Annotated in this window: 17 protein-coding genes; 13 read left to right on the top strand and 4 right to left on the bottom strand. The window is 37.2% G+C overall.

The window, feature by feature from the left end:
• Nucleotides 1-57: 57 nt before the first annotated feature.
• Both purM and purN read left to right on the top strand, forming a co-directional pair.
• Entirely contained in the window at nt 58-1149 is a 1092-nt protein-coding gene (gene purM / locus ACFIM6_RS02750) for a phosphoribosylformylglycinamidine cyclo-ligase (protein WP_375611553.1), read from the top strand.
• Nucleotides 1146-1757, top strand: coding sequence for a phosphoribosylglycinamide formyltransferase (purN, locus tag ACFIM6_RS02745; RefSeq protein WP_375611552.1), 612 nt, complete (start codon nt 1146-1148; stop codon nt 1755-1757). Before purM ends, purN begins: the two co-directional genes overlap by 4 nt.
• A 276-nt stretch (nt 1758-2033) precedes the next feature.
• Here purN and ACFIM6_RS02740 read toward each other — a convergent pair whose 3' ends face one another.
• Nucleotides 2034-4568 carry a response regulator gene (locus ACFIM6_RS02740; RefSeq protein WP_375611551.1) on the bottom strand — a complete coding sequence of 845 codons (2535 nt, stop codon included), beginning with the start codon at nt 4566-4568 and terminating at the stop codon, nt 2034-2036.
• Between the two features lie 218 nt (nt 4569-4786).
• On the opposite strand from ACFIM6_RS02740, the gene ACFIM6_RS02735 reads away from it, so the two are divergent.
• A complete protein-coding gene (locus tag ACFIM6_RS02735) occupies nt 4787-5263 on the top strand; it encodes a hypothetical protein (RefSeq protein WP_375611550.1) in 477 nt (158 codons plus the stop codon).
• A 52-nt stretch (nt 5264-5315) separates the two neighbouring features.
• On the opposite strand, the gene dksA is transcribed toward ACFIM6_RS02735, so the two are convergent.
• Together dksA and ACFIM6_RS02725 are read right to left on the bottom strand one after the other, a co-directional pair.
• Complete coding sequence (dksA, locus tag ACFIM6_RS02730) at nt 5316-5732, bottom strand: RNA polymerase-binding protein DksA (RefSeq protein WP_015856486.1); 417 nt, start codon at nt 5730-5732, stop codon at nt 5316-5318.
• Between the two features lie 315 nt (nt 5733-6047).
• A complete protein-coding gene (locus ACFIM6_RS02725; RefSeq protein ID WP_375611549.1) occupies nt 6048-6587 on the bottom strand; it encodes a flavin reductase in 540 nt (179 codons plus the stop codon).
• Between the two features lie 146 nt (nt 6588-6733).
• On the opposite strand from ACFIM6_RS02725, the gene rpe reads away from it, so the two are divergent.
• The 10 genes from rpe to ACFIM6_RS02675 all read left to right on the top strand — a co-directional run bounded on the left by rpe (nt 6734) and on the right by ACFIM6_RS02675 (nt 15838).
• On the top strand, nt 6734-7420 hold the full coding sequence (rpe, locus tag ACFIM6_RS02720; protein WP_375611548.1) for a ribulose-phosphate 3-epimerase: 687 nt from the start codon (nt 6734-6736) through the stop codon (nt 7418-7420).
• A complete protein-coding gene (gene purB / locus ACFIM6_RS02715) occupies nt 7420-8727 on the top strand; it encodes an adenylosuccinate lyase (protein ID WP_375611588.1) in 1308 nt (435 codons plus the stop codon). Before rpe ends, purB begins: the two co-directional genes overlap by 1 nt.
• A gap of 68 nt (nt 8728-8795) precedes the next feature.
• Nucleotides 8796-9344: an RBBP9/YdeN family alpha/beta hydrolase gene (locus ACFIM6_RS02710; protein WP_375611547.1), complete on the top strand. Its 549-nt coding sequence runs from the start codon at nt 8796-8798 to the stop codon at nt 9342-9344.
• Between the two features lie 173 nt (nt 9345-9517).
• Complete coding sequence (gene purC, locus ACFIM6_RS02705; protein WP_375611587.1) at nt 9518-10282, top strand: phosphoribosylaminoimidazolesuccinocarboxamide synthase; 765 nt, start codon at nt 9518-9520, stop codon at nt 10280-10282.
• Nucleotides 10283-10360: 78 nt separating this feature from the next.
• The gene (purS, locus tag ACFIM6_RS02700; RefSeq protein ID WP_375611546.1) at nt 10361-10600 is read left to right on the top strand and encodes a phosphoribosylformylglycinamidine synthase subunit PurS; all 240 of its coding nucleotides are present in this window, start codon (nt 10361-10363) and stop codon (nt 10598-10600) included.
• An 11-nt stretch (nt 10601-10611) separates the two neighbouring features.
• Nucleotides 10612-11283: a phosphoribosylformylglycinamidine synthase subunit PurQ gene (gene purQ, locus ACFIM6_RS02695; RefSeq protein WP_375611545.1), complete on the top strand. Its 672-nt coding sequence runs from the start codon at nt 10612-10614 to the stop codon at nt 11281-11283.
• Nucleotides 11284-11576: 293 nt separating this feature from the next.
• Complete coding sequence (gene purL / locus ACFIM6_RS02690; protein ID WP_375611544.1) at nt 11577-13787, top strand: phosphoribosylformylglycinamidine synthase subunit PurL; 2211 nt, start codon at nt 11577-11579, stop codon at nt 13785-13787.
• A gap of 58 nt (nt 13788-13845) precedes the next feature.
• Nucleotides 13846-14079 (top strand): BolA/IbaG family iron-sulfur metabolism protein, encoded by a 234-nt coding sequence (locus tag ACFIM6_RS02685; protein WP_375611543.1) that lies wholly within the window; start codon nt 13846-13848, stop codon nt 14077-14079.
• A 98-nt stretch (nt 14080-14177) separates the two neighbouring features.
• A complete protein-coding gene (gene grxD, locus ACFIM6_RS02680) occupies nt 14178-14510 on the top strand; it encodes a Grx4 family monothiol glutaredoxin (protein ID WP_375606638.1) in 333 nt (110 codons plus the stop codon).
• Between the two features lie 71 nt (nt 14511-14581).
• Entirely contained in the window at nt 14582-15838 is a 1257-nt protein-coding gene (locus tag ACFIM6_RS02675; RefSeq protein ID WP_375611542.1) for a multidrug effflux MFS transporter, read from the top strand.
• Between the two features lie 466 nt (nt 15839-16304).
• Here the strand turns inward: ACFIM6_RS02675 and parC are convergent, their stop codons facing one another.
• Entirely contained in the window at nt 16305-18554 is a 2250-nt protein-coding gene (gene parC, locus ACFIM6_RS02670; protein ID WP_375611541.1) for a DNA topoisomerase IV subunit A, read from the bottom strand.
• Nucleotides 18555-19196: the final 642 nt, after the last annotated feature.

Raw genomic sequence — 19196 nt, 5'->3', positions numbered from 1 at the left:
CTCTATCATGGCATTGCATAATATCAAAACCTGATTTTCCATTAAAGGAAGGCTCCAATGAGCAATCAAGATCTTATAAAGAATAAATCCAAAGTCGGCCTTACCTACGCAAAAGCCGGTGTAAACATCGATATGGGTAATGCCATGGTAGAAAAAATCAAACCCTTTATACGCGCTACAAAACGAGCCGGAGCAGATGCAGAAATTGGTGGGTTTGGTGGCCTTTTTGATTTAAAAGCCGCTGGCTTTACAGATCCTATCCTCGTAGCAGCCAATGATGGTGTGGGAACAAAATTAAAAATTGCTATCGAAGTAGGTCACCATAATACTGTAGGTATTGATCTCGTTGCTATGTGTGTCAATGATTTACTTGTACAAGGAGCTGAACCGCTCTTTTTTCTGGATTATTTTGCAACTGGAAAGCTCGACCCTGAACAAGGGGCTGCGATTGTTTCTGGTATTGCAGAAGGATGTAAACAAGCCGGTGCTGCTCTTATTGGAGGAGAAACTGCAGAAATGCCAGGAATGTATGCAGAGGGAGATTATGATCTAGCCGGTTTTGCTGTAGGAGCATGCGAACGTAGCAAGCTACTCCCTTCAAAAGATTTGATAGAAGGTGATGTTATATTAGGTCTAAGCTCCTCTGGAATTCATTCCAATGGCTTTTCGCTTGTTCGACGAATCATCCAGCAAAATTATCTCAAATGGAATGACCCTGCCCCTTTTTCCCCTGAAAACAGCCTTGGTATAGCGCTTCTTACACCAACACGCATTTATGTAAAATCGCTTCTTCCCATCATGCGAAAATATGAAGGGATTAAAGCTCTTGCTCATATTACGGGTGGAGGTTTTCCTGAAAATATTCCACGTGTCCTTCCATCCTCTCTCTGCGCTGAAATTAATCTTTCTAGCATCAATGTTCCAGCAGTATTTTCATGGATTGCCAAACAAGGTAAAATAGAAGAAACAGAAATGTTAAGAACATTTAATTGTGGTATTGGCATGATCATTATCGTAGCACAGCATGCAGCTGAAACAATTACACAAGCTCTTGAAAGAAAAGGAGAGACTGTAACTCCCCTTGGCATTTTAACAAAATGCCAAGATCAAAATAAAGGAATACTTTATAAAGGGGTACTGCATTTATGAAAAAACAAATCGTCGTTTTCATTTCTGGTAATGGATCCAATATGGTCGCCCTTGCTCAAGCTAGCCAACAAACGGCATATCCTGCTGAAATCGTCGCGGTTATTTGCGATAATCCGCGTGCCAACGGTATTGAAAAAGCGCAAAACCATAACTTACCTATTCATATTGTTGATCGTAAAATTTACAAAACAAAAGAAGAGCATGAAGAAAATATTTTTACGATTTTAGATCAATATAAGCCCGATTTTCTTTGCTTTGCAGGGTATATGCGCCTTATCTCATCGCGTTTCGTAAAACTTTACGAAGGACGGATTTTAAACATTCATCCTTCTCTTTTGCCTTCATTTAAAGGCTTAAACACACATGAAAAAGTTTTACAAGCAGGTGTAAAAATCACGGGTTGCACTGTTCACCTTGTTACAGAAGACATGGATGCAGGAAAAATCCTCGCCCAAGCAGCCGTCCCCGTCTGTATCCATGATACCGTTGAGTGTTTAGCACAGAGAGTTCTTAAAGTAGAACATAAACTCTACCCCGAAGCTTTAAAAGCATTTATTGAAGGAAAGAGCAAAATGGTAGATACACAACAACAGCTCTTATCCTTTTGAGTGTATCAACAATCTATTAATCAGCATTTTTCAACGGTGTACACGCTGTTTGTCTTCAACTCTTATAAATGAACTCTATGAAAAGTTGACATGATAAAACTTATCTTTTCATAAATTTGTGTAGAATGTGCGAATTTTTTTGAATTTTAGTGCAATGTCTAAATTGTTCTTCTTTATCCAGTTTTTATTATCATGAACTCTCTTGATCAAAATACTCTCGTATTTCGCCTAAAAAATCTTAAAATACGCACTTTTTCTATTACATAAATTTTTCTATCATGACAAAAGGGTTTCTTTAACTGTTAGAGCTAACTGTTTGAGTGTAAAAGGTTTAGATAAAAAACCAAAAACAGCATCTTGTGGAAGATTTTTAGCAAAAGCATCTTTTGCATATCCAGAAACGAAAAGAAATTTGATATCAGGATAGTTTTTACGGACTTCCTTCAATAAAGTGGGCCCATCCATTTCTGGCATCACCACATCGGAAACAATAATATCAACATCTCCTTTTTGTTCCTCAAGAATAGAGAGTGCTTCCACCCCACTTGCAGCCTCTAAAACCGTATATCCTCTCATTTGAAGAGCTCTTACCCCCCCCATTCTAACCGCATCTTCATCTTCAACCAATAAAACAGTCGCAGATCCTGTTAAGTCTATATTTTTATCTTTCTCTTCATCTTTTTCAATCTTTTGAGAAATTTCTCCTTTTATATTGGGGATATAACGGGGAAGAAAAATATGAAATGTTGCTCCTTCACCTTCTTTACTTTCACAATAAATATACGCACCGCTCTGCTTGATAATTCCATAAACCATTGATAAACCAAGTCCTGTTCCTTTTCCAACTTCTTTTGTTGTAAAAAATGGCTCAAACATTTTTTCTTGTATAGCAGCAGATATACCAGCCCCTGTATCTGAAATAGTCAATTGCACATACTCGCCAATTGCTAATCCAAGATGATTAAATTCAGCACTTTGTTGCTTTGTAATATTATTTGTTGCAATCGTAACAACACCTCCATCTAACATGGCATCACGCGCATTAATAACCAAATTCATAATAACACGCTGAAAAGATGCTTGATCAACTTCAACGCTCCACAAATCTCTTCCATGGATAATTTTTAACTGAATATTATTCCCCAAAAGTGGTAAAATAAGATTGCGGATATCTGATAAAAATTCAGTAAAATCGACTTCTTCAGGTCGAAGTGTTTGCTTTCTAGAAAAAGCTAATAATTGCTGGACAAGAGCAGCTGCACGATTAGCATTGTTTTTAATATTGATCAGATCAGCATGAGCAGGATCAGAACTACGATGCGTATTTAAAAGAAGATCACACGACATTAAAATTGCTGTTAAAACATTATTAAAATCATGAGCAATGCCGCCAGCCAATTGTCCTACAGCTTGCATCTTCTGACTTTGCATCATTTTATCTTCAATAGTTTTTTGTTCGGTTGTTTCAATGACAGAGATAATAAGCAAATTTTGCAATGCATCACCGTGATAGGGCGGTACAGACATAATATGGAGCCGTAAATGGCATTCTTCATTTTTTTCTAAAACAGTTTCTAGAGAAACAAAATAATTTTTATTTGTCGCAATTCTCTGAAAAGAACGCTCTAACTGCACACAATCACGACGAGAAATAACATCATAAAAATTGACAGCTTTGTCCATACATCCCGTGAGTGATGAAAAAGCTTTATTCATATGAACCAATTGCCCTGCATGATCCACCACGGCTATTGCAAAAGGACTCGCATCAAAATATTCTCCTAATATACTGGGTAATTTTAATTGATCATCTTCTTCTTTTTGTATTTGTTGTGGAATGATCACAACACGATAAATGGCTTCCTCTTCTAAGAGAGAAGAAACAGATATAAGACAATGGAATATTTTCTCACAAGTCGTGTGTGAATTTAAACATAACGAAAACCTATAAGGTAAAGAGTAACCTGAACTTTGATATCTGTTGGTTTGTAAACAGATATCACTCCATGAGCTCTTAGCGCCAACGCTATCAAATAACGAATCAAAATTATATTGACCAATTGAGAAATTCGCTAAATCAATTGAAAACCATTCGGCAAAAGTCGCATTGGCATAAAGAATAGTTCCTTGTCTATTAACGGATACAAAACCAATAGAAGCTTGATCCAAGTGATTGATAGCCTCTTGAAGGTTCGAGAAAAAAACTTCTCGCGTTTGTTGTAAGTGCGAAATATCAGTAATACGCCAAAATAAAAGCTTTTTTTTCTGTTTTGTGATAGGTTGAACGGAAATATTATACCAAACAGATTTTTTTGGTGTAGAATCGGTAAAAATTGGTTGTTCTACTCTCAATTCCTCTTGCGCTGCAAGATTATTACAGGCTGCAACCTTTAAGCGGTACGAGAGTGCACCAGCTCCTGGCAGATCTGCAATAACCCTATAACAAGACACTTCAGGCTTATAGGTCAGAATTTTTCGATAGTTTTGATTAGAATAATAAACAAAACCAGAAAGATCAGAGATTACAATTGCATCATCGCTCCTATTAAAGATGCTAAAATCAAAATCTTCATGCGACCACACATGATATCTTAAAATTCCCATTCCACACAAAACGAGTGTTGCAACACCGATCATTGCTAGAATCAAAAAAGATATTGATATCGCCTGTTGCAAATAGTTTTGTGGATAAAAAAAACCTAAAATACCCACAATGAAAAGAAAACCTAATACAAAAACAACACCAAAAATCACAACTCTCCGATGAAACGAAGACGCTGATCTTTCATTATTCTCAAAATCTTTATCCATCTCTCTTTGCCTTAGCTTATAGCTATTTCTTATGTCACAAAACTTCCTTTATATTCGTTGTTATGTTGTTATAAAGTATATACTATGATATTATCTAAGATAAGCTCGCTTAATATTCAAAAGTTTATTTCTTACATTATAAGTGAACCTTTTGAGGGTATGTTTATAAATTTATCTCAATAAAAAATAATATTTCCATCCAAAATGGGAGAAAATCTATGTATATCTGGTTATCAGAGCAGATAGGTGTATCTGCTGCAAACATAACGATAAGCTTTTTGCTTTTTATAATAACAATCGCAGCTATTACCGTAATTATCGTGTTTTTACGTCGCTTAAGTACAGGAAGATACAGCATTAATAGAAAAAAAAGTCTATCACGATTAGCATTATGTGAAGTAATTTCTATAGATCGAGCACGCCGCCTTGTTTTAGTCCGTTGCGATAATAAAGAACATTTGCTCCTTATTGGCGGATTAACAGATGTGGTTGTAGAATCCGATATTACTGGTACATCAAAAATACAAAAAAGAGAAACACACACACATCTAAATTCCGCCCCTCCAGAAAGAAACGATGTATCGGATAAAAGTCCCTCTCCTTTTACGAATCAAGCGGTAAAAGATTCAGCCATCACCGCCGAAATTGAGGGGCGGCAAGAACCATCTTTATTCATTCCTACCCCTCAAAAATAAAAATATACAATTTCATCACCACGAATTTCGTTTGTTTATCATCTCAATAACCTTAATCATCGCGATAAACTCTTTCACGTCGTTCGTGACGTTCTTGCGCTTCCAATGACAAAACGGCTATCGGCCGAGCCTCAAGACGCTTGATACTAATGGGTTCGCCGGTTTCTTCACAAAAACCGTATGTCCCATTATCAATGCGCTCTAAAGCAGCATCTATTTTTGAAATAAGTTTCCTCTGACGATCACGAGCACGTAATTCGATTGTACGATCAGTTTCACAAGAAGCCCGATCAGTCAAATCGGGCTGACCAACATTCTCTTCCTGCAAATTTTCCAAAGTCTCACGAGCTTCTTTTAATATATCATTCTTCCAAGAAACCAATTTAGCACGAAAATACGCCTTTTGCCGCTCATTCATAAAAGGCTCATCTTCACTAGGGCGATATTGACCATCAATCTCTTCGCTCATGCAATAAAAAACCTCCACATATGCTATGTGCGGTCTATATATTGTGCAATACCCATCAACACAAGAGTAAAATGTTTTTTCATAACAATCGACGAATATATCTAAATGCACTGTTTAGGTTTGATCGCTTTTTTATGTAGATTGAATTCTTGATCAAATCTCATCCAGAATCATTTTTTTCGCTTATTGAAAAACTTTAAAAAGAAGGAAATCTAATATCAGATATCAGAGCCATCCCTCCCCTACTCTCTACATTGTTTAAAATCTAAATGAAGCAACAATAAATCATTTCATCAATGCAAAAAAATAAAATCTTTATAAAGGCAAAGTGTGATATTCACGTTTCAAATACATCAAAGCATCTTTTTCTTTATTACAGTTGATTGCAACAACCTCACCAATCAAAACACAATGGGTTGCGTGTTCGTGCCAACAAATCAAACGACAATCAAACGACGCTAGAGCGTCTGAAAGACTAGGCGCCCCCGTTTGCAAAGCTCCCCATTGAGCAACATCAAAACGCTCATTTTGTGTAGAATTGCAACGCCTCGAAAAAACATCCGCTAATGAGCGATGTTTTCCTGCCAAGCTATTAACACAAAAATTTCCATTCTCCATAAACACCTGATTCTTTAAATTATGGCGCATGAGACAAACAAGAAGGGTTGGAGGATCATCAGATAAAGAACAACACGCCGAAACAGTCACCCCACGTCTTCCCTTAATACCATTTGTTGTCACAATATGCACAGCTCCTGCAAAAAGACTCATGGCATCTCGATATTCTTGAGAAGAAACCGCAATAGTATGTTTATGTTGAAGTTCAGGCATCAAATATGTTTTATGATTCGACATATCTTTCACTTATAAAGCTTTAAAATTTCAAGCAATCTTTCCATAAAAAGACCTATAATACATATTTTTTCTTTTCCGTCATAACACAAAAAATATTTGTGTATACACAGCGATATGATAAAAACTGCCAATCTAAGGAGATTTTAATGCCCCATTCTCATCTCATTTCGCCTTCTCTCTTGGCTTCTGATTTTTCTAAACTTGGACAAGAAATGTTAGATGTTGTTGATGCTGGTGCAGATTGGCTTCATCTTGATATTATGGATGGGCACTTTGTTCCTAACATCACCTTTGGTCCTGAAATCGTCAAAGCTCTGCGCCCATTAACAAAAGCAATATTTGATGTCCACCTGATGATCGCACCAGTAGGCCCTTATTTAGAAGCTTTTGCAAAAGCAGGTTCAGATATTATAACTATTCATGCTGAAGCAGGTCCACATCTTCATCGTTCATTACAAACAATCAAAAAAATGGGGAAAAAAGCAGGAATCGCACTCAATCCAAGCACCCCTGAACATGTACTGGAATATTTGCTTGATCAATTAGATCTCATTCTCATCATGACGGTCAATCCCGGTTTTGGTGGACAAAGTTTTATTCCAGAAATAAAAAATAAAATTAAGCGCGTTAAAAACATGATTGCAAACCGCCCTATTGATCTTGAAGTTGATGGTGGTATCACCGTTGATACAATTGGGATAGCTGCAAAAGCTGGTGCAAATGTATTTGTCGCAGGCTCTGCAATTTATAAAGATGGCAATAAAGAGCTTTACAAAACACGTATTAGTGCATTGCGCCAAGCCGCAATCCTCTCACAACAAGGAAAAAAATGATGATCGCACGTTATTCCCGCCCTGCAATGGTAACAATTTGGTCTCCCGAAACAAAATATCGTATTTGGTTTGAAATTGAAGCCCATGCCTGTGATGCCCTTGCTCACTTAGGGATTATTCCGAAAGAAGCCACCAAAGTCATTTGGGAAAAAGGGGCAGCAGCTAAATTTGATGTCAATCGCATTGATGAAATTGAAGCAATTACCAAACATGATGTTATCGCATTTCTAACCCACCTAGCTGAATTCATTGGGCCAGAGGCACGTTTTATCCACCAAGGCATGACATCATCTGATGTTCTCGATACAACGCTGAACATTCAATTGATGCGTGCGAGTGATATTTTGCTAGAGGATATAGATCAACTTCTTGAAGCATTAAAAAGACGTGCTTTTGAGCATAAAGAGACAATCACCATTGGGCGGAGTCATGGCATTCATGCTGAACCGACAACATTTGGAATCAAGTTTGCTCTTGCATACGCTGAATTTTCCCGTTGTCGCAAACGTCTTCTTGCTGCACGAGAAGAAGTTTCTACTTGCGCGATTTCAGGAGCTGTAGGAACTTTTGCTAATATCGATCCACGCGTTGAAGAACATGTAGCAAAAGCCTTGAAGATGCGTACTGAACCGGTTTCCACCCAAGTAATACCAAGAGATCGTCATGCTATGTTTTTTGCAACACTTGGTGTTATTGCTTCCTCTATTGAAAGGCTAGCAATAGAAATACGCCACTTACAACGAACAGAAGTTCTTGAAGCAGAGGAACATTTCTCACCTGGGCAAAAAGGTTCATCGGCAATGCCTCACAAACGTAATCCAGTTTTAACAGAAAATTTAACTGGATTAGCCCGTATGGTACGTGCATTTGCACTCCCAGCCATGGAAAATGTAGCTCTTTGGCATGAACGTGATATTTCCCATTCATCTGTTGAGCGTTATATTGCTCCAGATGCGACTATTACACTTGATTTTGCTCTTTCTCGCCTCACATCTGTCATTGAAAATCTCATTGTCTATCCAGAAAATATGCAAAAAAATCTCAATAAATTCCGCGGTCTTGTTCACTCACAACGGGTTCTTTTAGCACTCACACAAGCAGGGATTAGTCGTGAAGATTCTTATCGGATTGTACAACGAAATGCGATGAAAGTTTGGGAACAAGGAAAAGATTTTTTAGAAGAACTCCTCAACGACAAAGATGTTACCAAAGCTTTAAGTGAAGAAGAACTTCGCGAAAAATTTGATCTTTCTTACCACACCAAACATATCAATACGATTTTTAAACGTGTTTTTGAAGAACAATAAAGCGACATAGAAAACCAAAATCCATTCAACCTATGATCAAAAATCTGTTGTAACAAAGAAAACAATTCATGAAAGCAAATCAACTGGATATTCTTATTGTTCCTGGCTACAAAGGATCTGGTCCAGATCATTGGCAAACACGCTGGGAAAAAAAATTGTCGACAGCCAGCCGCATTGAACAACTCCATTGGTCAAAGCCTGTTTGTGAAGAGTGGGTTAACAAAGTTAAAACCGCCATCGCAAAAGCTCAAAGGCCTGTTATGCTTATTGCTCATTCATTAGGAGTTCCCAGTGTTATTCATGCAACTGTACAAAATACAGAAAAAATTTGTGGCGCTTTCTTTGTTGCACCTCCAGATGTCGCCAATGAAAAAATACGTCCCAAACATTTAATGACATTTGGCCCCTATCATCGCCAAAAGCTTCCTTTTCCTTCTATTGTCATAGCCAGTCGCAACGATGAGTTTTGTCAATTTTCAGTAGCAGAAAAAATTGCCAATGATTGGGGATCACTCTTTGTTGATGCTGGGTATTCTGGCCATATTAACGCAGAATCCGGACACGGACCTTGGCCTGAAGGGCTTATGGTCCTCTCTCACTTTCTTGCAAAAATTTGATCCAAAAGAGGTGATCTTCTTTCTCATCGCTTATGTATCTTCACCTTTGGGTAAACGTGTAATGATAAAAATTATAAAAGTATCATAGCAATATCATTGAGAAATTCTATCAATTAGGATAGTATCATTTATTAATGTTATTAAAAACCTCTCAAGATAAATAGAGAATCATGATGAATCGTCGCCACCGTATTTATGAAGGCAAGGCTAAAATTTTATATGAAGGACCTGAACCAGGAACTTATATTCAATTTTTTAAAGATGATGCAACTGCCTTTAATGCAAAAAAACATGAAATTATCGACGGAAAGGGCGTTTTAAACAACCGAATTTCGGAACATATTTTTAGCCATCTTGGACGTTTGGGCATCCCAACACATTTTATCAAACGTATAAACATGCGCGAACAGCTTATTAAAGCAGTGGAAATCATTCCGTTGGAAGTTGTTGTTCGCAATGTTGCTGCCGGCTCTCTTGCTAAGCGTTTAGGACTGGAAGAAGGAACCCCGCTTTCGCAATCCATCATTGAATTCTACTATAAAAATGATTCTCTCGATGATCCTATGGTAACGGAAGAACATATCACAGCTTTTGGGTGGGCTGTCCCACAAGAGATAGAAGATATCATGCAACTTTCAATTCGTATTAATGATTTTCTTTCTGGGCTTTTTGCCGGTGTTAACATCCAATTAATTGATTTTAAAATGGAATTTGGTCGCCTGTGGGAAGATGAAACAATGCGCATTGTTCTTGCTGATGAAATCTCTCCTGATTCTGCACGACTATGGGATATGCACACACAAGAAAAAATGGATAAAGACCGTTTTCGTCGTGATATGGGAGGGCTTATTAATGCCTATCAAGAAGTTGCTAAACGTCTTGGTATTATGAATGAAAACGAACCAACACGACCAAGTGGTCCCGTTCTCGTAAAGTAAAAACAAGGTAAAAAACATCACCTTATACAAACACCCCTCTTCAAAGGAGAGGTTCTTTTAAAAAGCAGGAAGCAAAAAATGAAAGCACGCATTACAGTTACTTTAAGAGAAAGCGTTCTTGATCCACAAGGAGAAGCAATTGTCGGTGCTTTAAAAAGTTTGGCTTTCGAAGGCATTCAATCTATTCGTCAAGGAAAGGTTTTTGATATTGTTCTTGATGATTTACCTTCTGAAACTGCAAAGAAAAAACTTGAACAAATGTGTGAAGAGTTACTCGCAAATACTGTCATTGAAAATTATACAATCGAACTTCTGTAAGTGAAACGCTCATGAAAACTGCCATCATTCAACTTCCTGGATTAAATCGTGATCGAGATATGGTTGCAGCATTACATCATATAACGGGAGTTGAGCCACTAAAAATTTGGCAAACAGAAACAACAATTCCAGATGTAGATGTTATTATTATTCCTGGTGGTTTTTCTTATGGCGACTACTTAAGATGTGGTGCGATTGGAGCGCGAACTCCCATCTTAAAAGCCATTCGTGAAAAAGCACAAGAAGGTACGACAATTATAGGTATCTGTAATGGATTTCAAATTTTGTTGGAAGCAGGATTATTACCCGGTACTTTAATGCGTAACGCTTCTTTAAAATTTGTTTGTCGTGAAATCAAGCTTGAAGTCGTCAACGCCAAGACAAAATTTTCTCGATATTATTCTAAAGGACAAATTATTCGTTGTCCTGTTGCCCATCATGACGGAAATTATTTTGTTGATAGTGAAACATTGAAACAAATGGAAGACAATGAACAAATTGTTTTTCGCTATGCAGAAAATACAAACCCGAACGGCTCAATGAAAGATATTGCTGGTATTGTTAATAAAGCTGGTAATATTCTTGGTATGATGCCCCATCCTGAAAACTTTATTGAACCCGCCCACGGAGGTACTGACGGTCGTTTACTTTTTCAAAGTGCTTTAGAGTTAGTAAATGGATAATGCTGCAAAAATACTCGCGCTCCATAATTTAAAAAAATAAGGATTTATACCATTTCTTGCTTCATAAAGCTATAAACAAAGCTCTTCACAAACAACAATGGATATTATTTTCTAAACACATAATTATTTAAGACCATTTTTAGTCTTAAATCCCACCAAACAAACGGACAAAATCTTCAGCTTACTGTCTATAAATATTTTTATTATTAAACAACATTATTGTTTATAATATAAGCTGCTAGGTTTAAAAAATAAAAATACTAAATTTCGATTAATTTGACGGATAAATACTCATGAAGCCTTGCAATAACATCACTATTACATCAGAACTCATTGCACAACACGGGCTAAAAGAAGATGAATATCAACGTATCCTAACGTTAATTGGTAGAGAACCAACATTTACTGAACTAGGAATTTTTTCTGCAATGTGGAACGAACATTGTTCCTATAAATCATCTAAAAAATGGCTAAAAACTCTTCCGACAGAAGGAAAATGTGTCATCCAAGGACCTGGTGAAAATGCTGGTGTTGTCGATATTGGCGAAGGACAATGTGTTGTTTTCAAAATGGAAAGCCATAACCACCCTTCTTATATTGAACCTTATCAAGGTGCAGCGACAGGTGTTGGTGGTATTTTACGTGATGTCTTTACAATGGGAGCCCGTCCTGTTGCTGCTATGAATGCATTGCGATTTGGTGCTCCTGACCACCCACGAACACGCCATCTTGTTTCTGGTGTTGTTTCTGGAATAGGTGGTTACAGCAATTCTTTTGGTGTTCCAACGGTTGGTGGAGAAGTAAATTTTGATGAGCGTTATAATGGCAATATCCTTGTTAACGCTTTTGTCGCCGGTATTGCAAAGACAGACGCCCTTTTTTATTCTAAAGCACAAGGTATTGGACTCCCTGTTGTTTATCTGGGTGCAAAAACAGGACGTGATGGTGTCGGTGGAGCAACAATGGCTTCTGCTGAATTTGATTCTTCAATCAGTGAAAAACGCCCAACTGTTCAAGTCGGTGATCCTTTTACAGAAAAATGTCTCCTTGAAGCATGTTTAGAGCTCATGGAACTTGGAGCCGTGGTTGCTATTCAAGATATGGGGGCAGCAGGACTCACCTCTTCTGCCGTTGAAATGGGAGCAAAAGGAAATCTGGGGATACAGCTTAATCTTGATACAGTTCCTGTTCGAGAAGAAAACATGACAGCCTATGAAATGATGCTTTCTGAAAGTCAAGAGCGTATGCTCATGGTCCTTAAACCAGAACTAGAAAAGCAAGCAGAAGCAATTTTTCATAAGTGGGGACTACATTTTTCTATCATTGGAAAAACAACCGATGATTTACGTTTTCGTGTATTTCATCAAGGGGAAGAAGTTGTCAATCTTCCCATCAAAGAGCTTGGTGATGAAGCGCCTGTTTATGATCGTCCTTGGAGTGAGCCGGCAAAAAAAACACCCTTGAAAGCAGAAGACGTCAAAAAAGTTGAAAATCTTGGTGATGCGCTTCTGAGCTTATTGAATTCTGCTGATCAAAGTTCTCGGCGATGGGTTTATGAACAATATGATACCCTTATCCAAGGAAATAGCCTTGTTTGTCCAGGAGGTGATGCAGGCGTTATCCGTGTAGGAAACAACAGCAAACGTGCTCTTGCTTTTTCTTCTGATGTAACACCTCGCTATTGTGAAGCAGACCCTTATGAAGGGGGGAAACAAGCTGTCGCAGAATGCTGGCGAAACATTAGTACGACAGGTGCAACACCACTGGCTGCTACAGATAATCTCAATTTTGGTAACCCTGAAAAACCTGAAATTATGGGACAGCTGGTTTTTGCTATTAAAGGTATAGGAGAAGCTTGTAGAATCCTTGATTTTCCTATCGTTTCAGGCAATGTTTCTCTTTACAACGAAACAAATGGAGAAGCCATTCTTCCAACCCCCACAATTGCTGGGGTAGGCCTTCTTAATGATTGGTCTAAAATGGTAACAATAAGTGGTATGCAAAATGGAGATATTCTTGTTTTAGTAGGAAATTGCGGCTCCCATTTAGGACAATCAATCTATGCACGTAACATTTTAAATATTGATGCAGGCCCCCCCCCCCCTGTAGATTTACAACTTGAAAAAAAGCATGGTCAATTTGTTCGAGATGTCATACATCGTGGTTTTATTCACGCCGCCCATGACCTTTCTGACGGAGGATTAGCGATAGCACTTGCTGAAATGGTCATTAAAGCAGGTAAAGGAATCAAAGTAAAATTAAGCAATAAATCACCCCATCATGCAGAACTTTTTGGAGAAGACCAAGGACGTTATCTTTTAGCCGTCAAACCTCACTCTCTTAATAGTCTTAAAGAGCGTGCACAAATCAATACAGTTTCTTTAACAGAGCTAGGTCAAGTCGAGGGTACTTCTCTTAATATAGATGGGATATTAACACTTTCAGTAGACAAACTCACAAAAGCCTATGAAAACTGGTTTCCACAATTTATGGGTGAAGAATAAAAATTGTTTTTTCTCTTAAACAGCCTTTATAAAAAATGAACAACATAGGAGAATAATGATGGCAATGAGTGCCCATGCAATTGAAACGCTTATTCGTGAAGGCATTCCTGATGCTACTGTAAGAATTCGTGATCTTGCTGGAGATGGGGAACATTATGCTGCAGAAGTTATTTCTGAAAGTTTTCGTGGTAAAACCCGTGTTCAACAACATAAAATGGTCTATGATGCCCTTAAAGGCAATATGGGAAATGACCTTCACGCCTTAATGTTGCAAACAAATGTCCCAAAATAATCTAAAATTTCTTCTTGCATTCACACATTTAATACGATTAAAAGCAGTATGAATATAAATTACACACTGATAAAAATCTGAAATATCGAGGGATAAAAATGACCACTGTTCATGATTTTATTGACAACGAAATTAAAACAAACGACGTCATTTTATTCATGAAAGGAACACCTGACGCTCCGCAATGCGGGTTTTCAGGACAAGTTGTTCAAATTCTTGATTATTTAGGATTGAATTATAAAGGGATTAATATCTTAACTTCTAACGAATTGCGTCAAGGGATTAAAGATTACTCAAATTGGCCAACAATTCCACAGCTTTATATCAAAGGTGAATTTATCGGAGGCTGTGATATTGTTAAAGAGATGTTTCAAAACAATGAGTTACAGGAACTTTTGAAAGAAAAAAATATTCCATGTAATCAATCATAGGTATCTTTCATTTTATTCAGACTCTTAAAAAGAGCTGTTTTCAGACGAAATTTTTATTTCAAGGATGCCATATGTCATATTCAGTCGATGAACAAACGCATAGAGATGCGATTAGAAACAAAATTGGCTATAAAGAATTTGTTATTCTTATTGCTTCGCTCATGGCTATTAACGCTATAGCTGTTGATATTATGCTGCCAGCTATGCCCGATATTTTAGACGGCTTAAATGTTCTCAATGAAAATGATCAACATTATATCATTTCGAGTTATCTTATTAGCTATGGTATTGCTCAAATATTTTTCGGTCCAATAAGCGATAGGTATGGACGACGTAAACTTATTCTTCTCGGGCTTGCTTTTTATTCATTTACGGCGATTGGCTGTGCCTTTGTAACTGATTTTTCTCTCTTACTTATTTTACGTATCTTGCAAGGAATTGGAGGGGCTGCTATGCGAGTTCTTACAGTTTCCGTCGTACGTGATCTTTACAGTGGTCGAAAAATGGCAGAAGTTATGTCTATTGTTATGATGGTTTTTCTTGTTGCACCAATGGTTGGTCCCGCAACAGGACAGATCATTTTACTTCTTGGACATTGGCAATATATTTTTATTTTCATGGCAATGATTGGTTTAGGACTGATGATTTGGATTCAACTGCGCTTGCCTGAAACTCTTTATGCGCAACGCTCTCTTTCCTTTTCTTCAGTTAAACACAACTTATGGATTGTAATAACCAATCGTACAACACTTTGCTATACACTTGCAACTTCCATTATTTTAGGCTGTATCTTTACCGCCGTTAATACATCACAACAAACATATGAAGGGATCTATAATCTAGGACTTTGGTTCCCTATTGCTTTTGCAGTTGGTGCTGCATTTCAAGCTCTATCATCATTCTTTAACTCTCAACTCGTTGGACGCCTTGGAATGCGGCGTATTGCTCATACTATGCTTTTGCTCTTTTGTGCCACTTCATGCATTTGGTTTATTGGGTCCATCTTAGCAGGTGGTGTTATCCCTTTTCCTTTTTATATGACGTTATATTGTATATTAATGTTTACCTGCGGTGGTATTATGGCTAATTTCAATACACTCGCTCTTGAACCTGTAGGAGAAATAGCTGGAACAGCTTCTTCTGTATCCGGCTTTCTTCAAACATCTATCGGTGCAGGACTTAGCTTTTTTATTGCCCAACAATTTGATGAAACAACCATCCCAAACTCAGCAGGATTTTTCTTTCTGAGTCTCACTGCCATACTTCTCGTCTTATGGGCTGAACGTGGTCATCTTTTTAGGCAATATCATAGTAATCCTAACGAATAAATATTACTACGAAAGATTAATAACATCTCTCTTGAACAATAAGAAAATAAACCTATCAGACAAAATAAAACATCTCCAAATAGAACACTCTTGTGTTAAACATTCACATTGTTTGTTTAAAGGTACAGCTCTCGAAATATCAAATCATTTCACGACAGCACCCATAAATGGTATAATGTAAAAAAACAAACATACTATTGTTGCAACAACTCTTGTCTGTGAAACGGTTTATTAAAAAATATTTTTATTCTTTTCTTCAATAGTTTTTATGAAGACGGGCTGGTCTCTCATCTCATGATAGGAAAACAAACAGTTTTGATTGATTTAACCTGAACAAGATCGAAATAAGAGAAAAACTTACGCTTTAGGTCTTTCGTTCAATATAAAAAATAATAAATTATCTTTATAAATTAATATCTTACATAATCATAAAACCATAGGGAATTTTCCCATTTATAAAATACATTTAATTGATAAATTTTCCTGATTTTGGAAATCCTCTTGGAACCAAACGCCCGACGCCCGCACGCATTCCCATCCATTCAATGAGATCATCAGCTTGACGGTTAAAGATTCGTTCAGCTGTATCTTGCCAACTTAAGCCTTCTGATAAATTAAAAGTCTTGGCATCAACAACACCACCTTCTTTATAACGCTGTAAACGAACACCTTTACCGCGATTCATTTCTGGTATTTGTTCAATAGAAAAAATAAGCATTTTACGGTTTTCACCGACTACAGCAACATGATCACCATTTACCGGAACACAAAGCTTTACCTTATCAGGAGCTTTCACATTCATCACTTGCTTTCCTTTTCGTGTATTGGCGATCACTTCTGCAGAAGAAACAATAAAACCATTACCGTGAGATGAAACCAAGAGAAATTTTTCCTCGGCGTGATGCACAAAAGCTGTGAGAACATCGTGCTCATCATCCATATCAACTAAGAGACGAATAGGTTCACCATGTCCCCGCCCTCCAGGTAAATTATTTGCACCAATAGCAAAAAACTTCCCCCCCGTACTGATCAGCACAATCTTGTCGGTCGTAAATGCTGGAAAGGCTAACTTTAAACTGTCTCCTTCTTTAAAAGAAAGTGCTTTATAATCGTTCAAGTGTCCCTTCAAAGCACGCATCCACCCCTTTTCAGAAATAACAATAGTAATCGGTTCTTTTTCGATCATTGCTTGTTGAATATCATCAAGATCATGTCTTGGTGCTTCTTCAAACGTCGTACGTCTTTTCCCCAAAAGTGTTTCAGGACCAAAAGTGTTTCGAACTTTTTTGATTTCTTCTGAAATTATTTTCCACTGTTTTATAGGAGAAGCTAATAAATTCTGTAGTTTTTCTTTTTCAGCTTTCAAACTTTCAAATTCTTTACGAATTTCAAATTCCTCAAGTTTACGCAAAGAACGCAAGCGCATATTAAGAATAGCTTCAGCTTGATTTTCTGTTAATTCAAACCGATTAATCAGCTTCTTTTTCGGTTCATCCTCTTCACGAATAATCTGAATGACCTCATCGAGATTTAAATAGGCAATAAGATATCCATGAAGAATTTCCAATCGGCTATCAATTTGATCAAGCCGATAATAAGAGCGACGAATAAGCACTTCTTGACGATGTTCAAGCCATTGCTGCAAACTTTCTCGCAAAGAAAGAACATTGGGTATTTTTCCCAAAGACAAAACATTCAGATTAAGGGGAAATCTTACTTCAAAGTCAGTCAATTTAAAAAGAGACTCCATAAGGAGCTCCGGATCAACCGACCGATTTTTAGGAACAAGCACGATTCTGATATCTTCTGCTGATTCATCTTGGATATCCTCAAGCATTGGCAATCGGCGTGCAAGCAACAATTCCGCAGTTTTTTCAATAAGACGTGACTTTTGAATCTGATAGGGAATTTCAGTCACAACAATCACATAAGAACCACGGCTACCAGGTTCCTGATGCCAACGTGAACGCAAGCGAAAGAATCCACGCCCAACACGATAGGATTCCTCAATACTTTTTTTAGGTTCAACTAAAATTCCCCCCGTCGGAAAATCAGGACCAAGAACGAATTGATTTAATTCCTCATCATTTACATCGGGATGCGCAATCAAATGGAGTGCTGCATCACAAAGCTCAGCAACATTATGGGGTGGAATAGATGTTGCCATACCAACAGCAATACCAGAAGAACCATTTGCTAAAAGATTAGGGAAAGCTCCTGGTAAAACAACCGGCTCTTCATCTTCCTCATTATAGGTTAAACGAAAATCAATAGCATTCTCATTAATTCCTTCAAGTAACAATGCAGCCACTTCAGTCATACGTGCTTCCGTATAACGCATGGCAGCAGCATTATCACCATCAATATTACCAAAATTGCCTTGCCCATCAACCAACGGATAACGAACAGCAAAACTTTGAGCCAAGCGCACCAAGGCATCATAAATAGACGCATCCCCATGAGGATGAAATTTTCCCATGACATCACCAACAATCCGCGCACATTTCGCATAAGACTGTCCAGGATTTAGTTTGAGAAGACGCATCGCATGAACAATCCGCCGGTGGACCGGCTTCAATCCATCACGTACATCAGGCAATGCACGGTGTGTAATCGTAGAAAGTGCATAAGCCAAATAACGTTCCTGTAAAGCAGAACGTAATTCTATTGGTTCAATATGTTCTTTATCAAAAGGTAAATTCATTTTATCAGACATAGTATTAAAACAACAATTCCCACAATAATAAGAAATTATTTTATAGGATTTATTTAATGAAATCTTCTATGAGTCGACTTTTTTATTAAAAGTCAATTACATAAAAACAAACGCTGCAATTAGAACATGAACAGAAAATTATATCAATTTGAAAAATTTATACATGTCCTTCCCCCTTGTCCTAAGTAATTTATTGAAAGCTTTGTCAAATTCGACGATAATTTAACTGCCCACAAAGAGTTATTTCATCTTTTCTGAAATGACAAAAGCACCTTTCAAACATCATCTTTTATTATAAAGATAAATTGTATAACAACCCCATTCAGTTTTTCTACGAAAAACCAAAAAAATGTTCAAAGCTTATGAAATTTAAACTTTTCAGAGTAAGTCCATAGAATGGAAAACCACATTATTCTCATAAAAACGAAGAGACACAATTCTCTGCTACAACGTTGTAAAAACTTCAATAAAAAATAAATAATATATTGACATATAAAGATAATTAATTTTTTTCAACTAAAATGAGGCTCCCGAATATTATAGAATTCTTTTATTTCTAATTTATTCATGATCAAGCAATTATAATTATTTCCTCACCTATCACAAGGGGAAAAGCCACTATAGAAACAAGGAATAAAAATG

This window comes from Bartonella sp. AA9NXGY, assembly GCF_042196845.1.
Lineage (GTDB): Bacteria > Pseudomonadota > Alphaproteobacteria > Rhizobiales > Rhizobiaceae > Bartonella.
The sequence above is the reverse complement of the archived record's forward strand: the minus strand, read 5'-3'. Positions and strand labels throughout refer to the sequence as shown.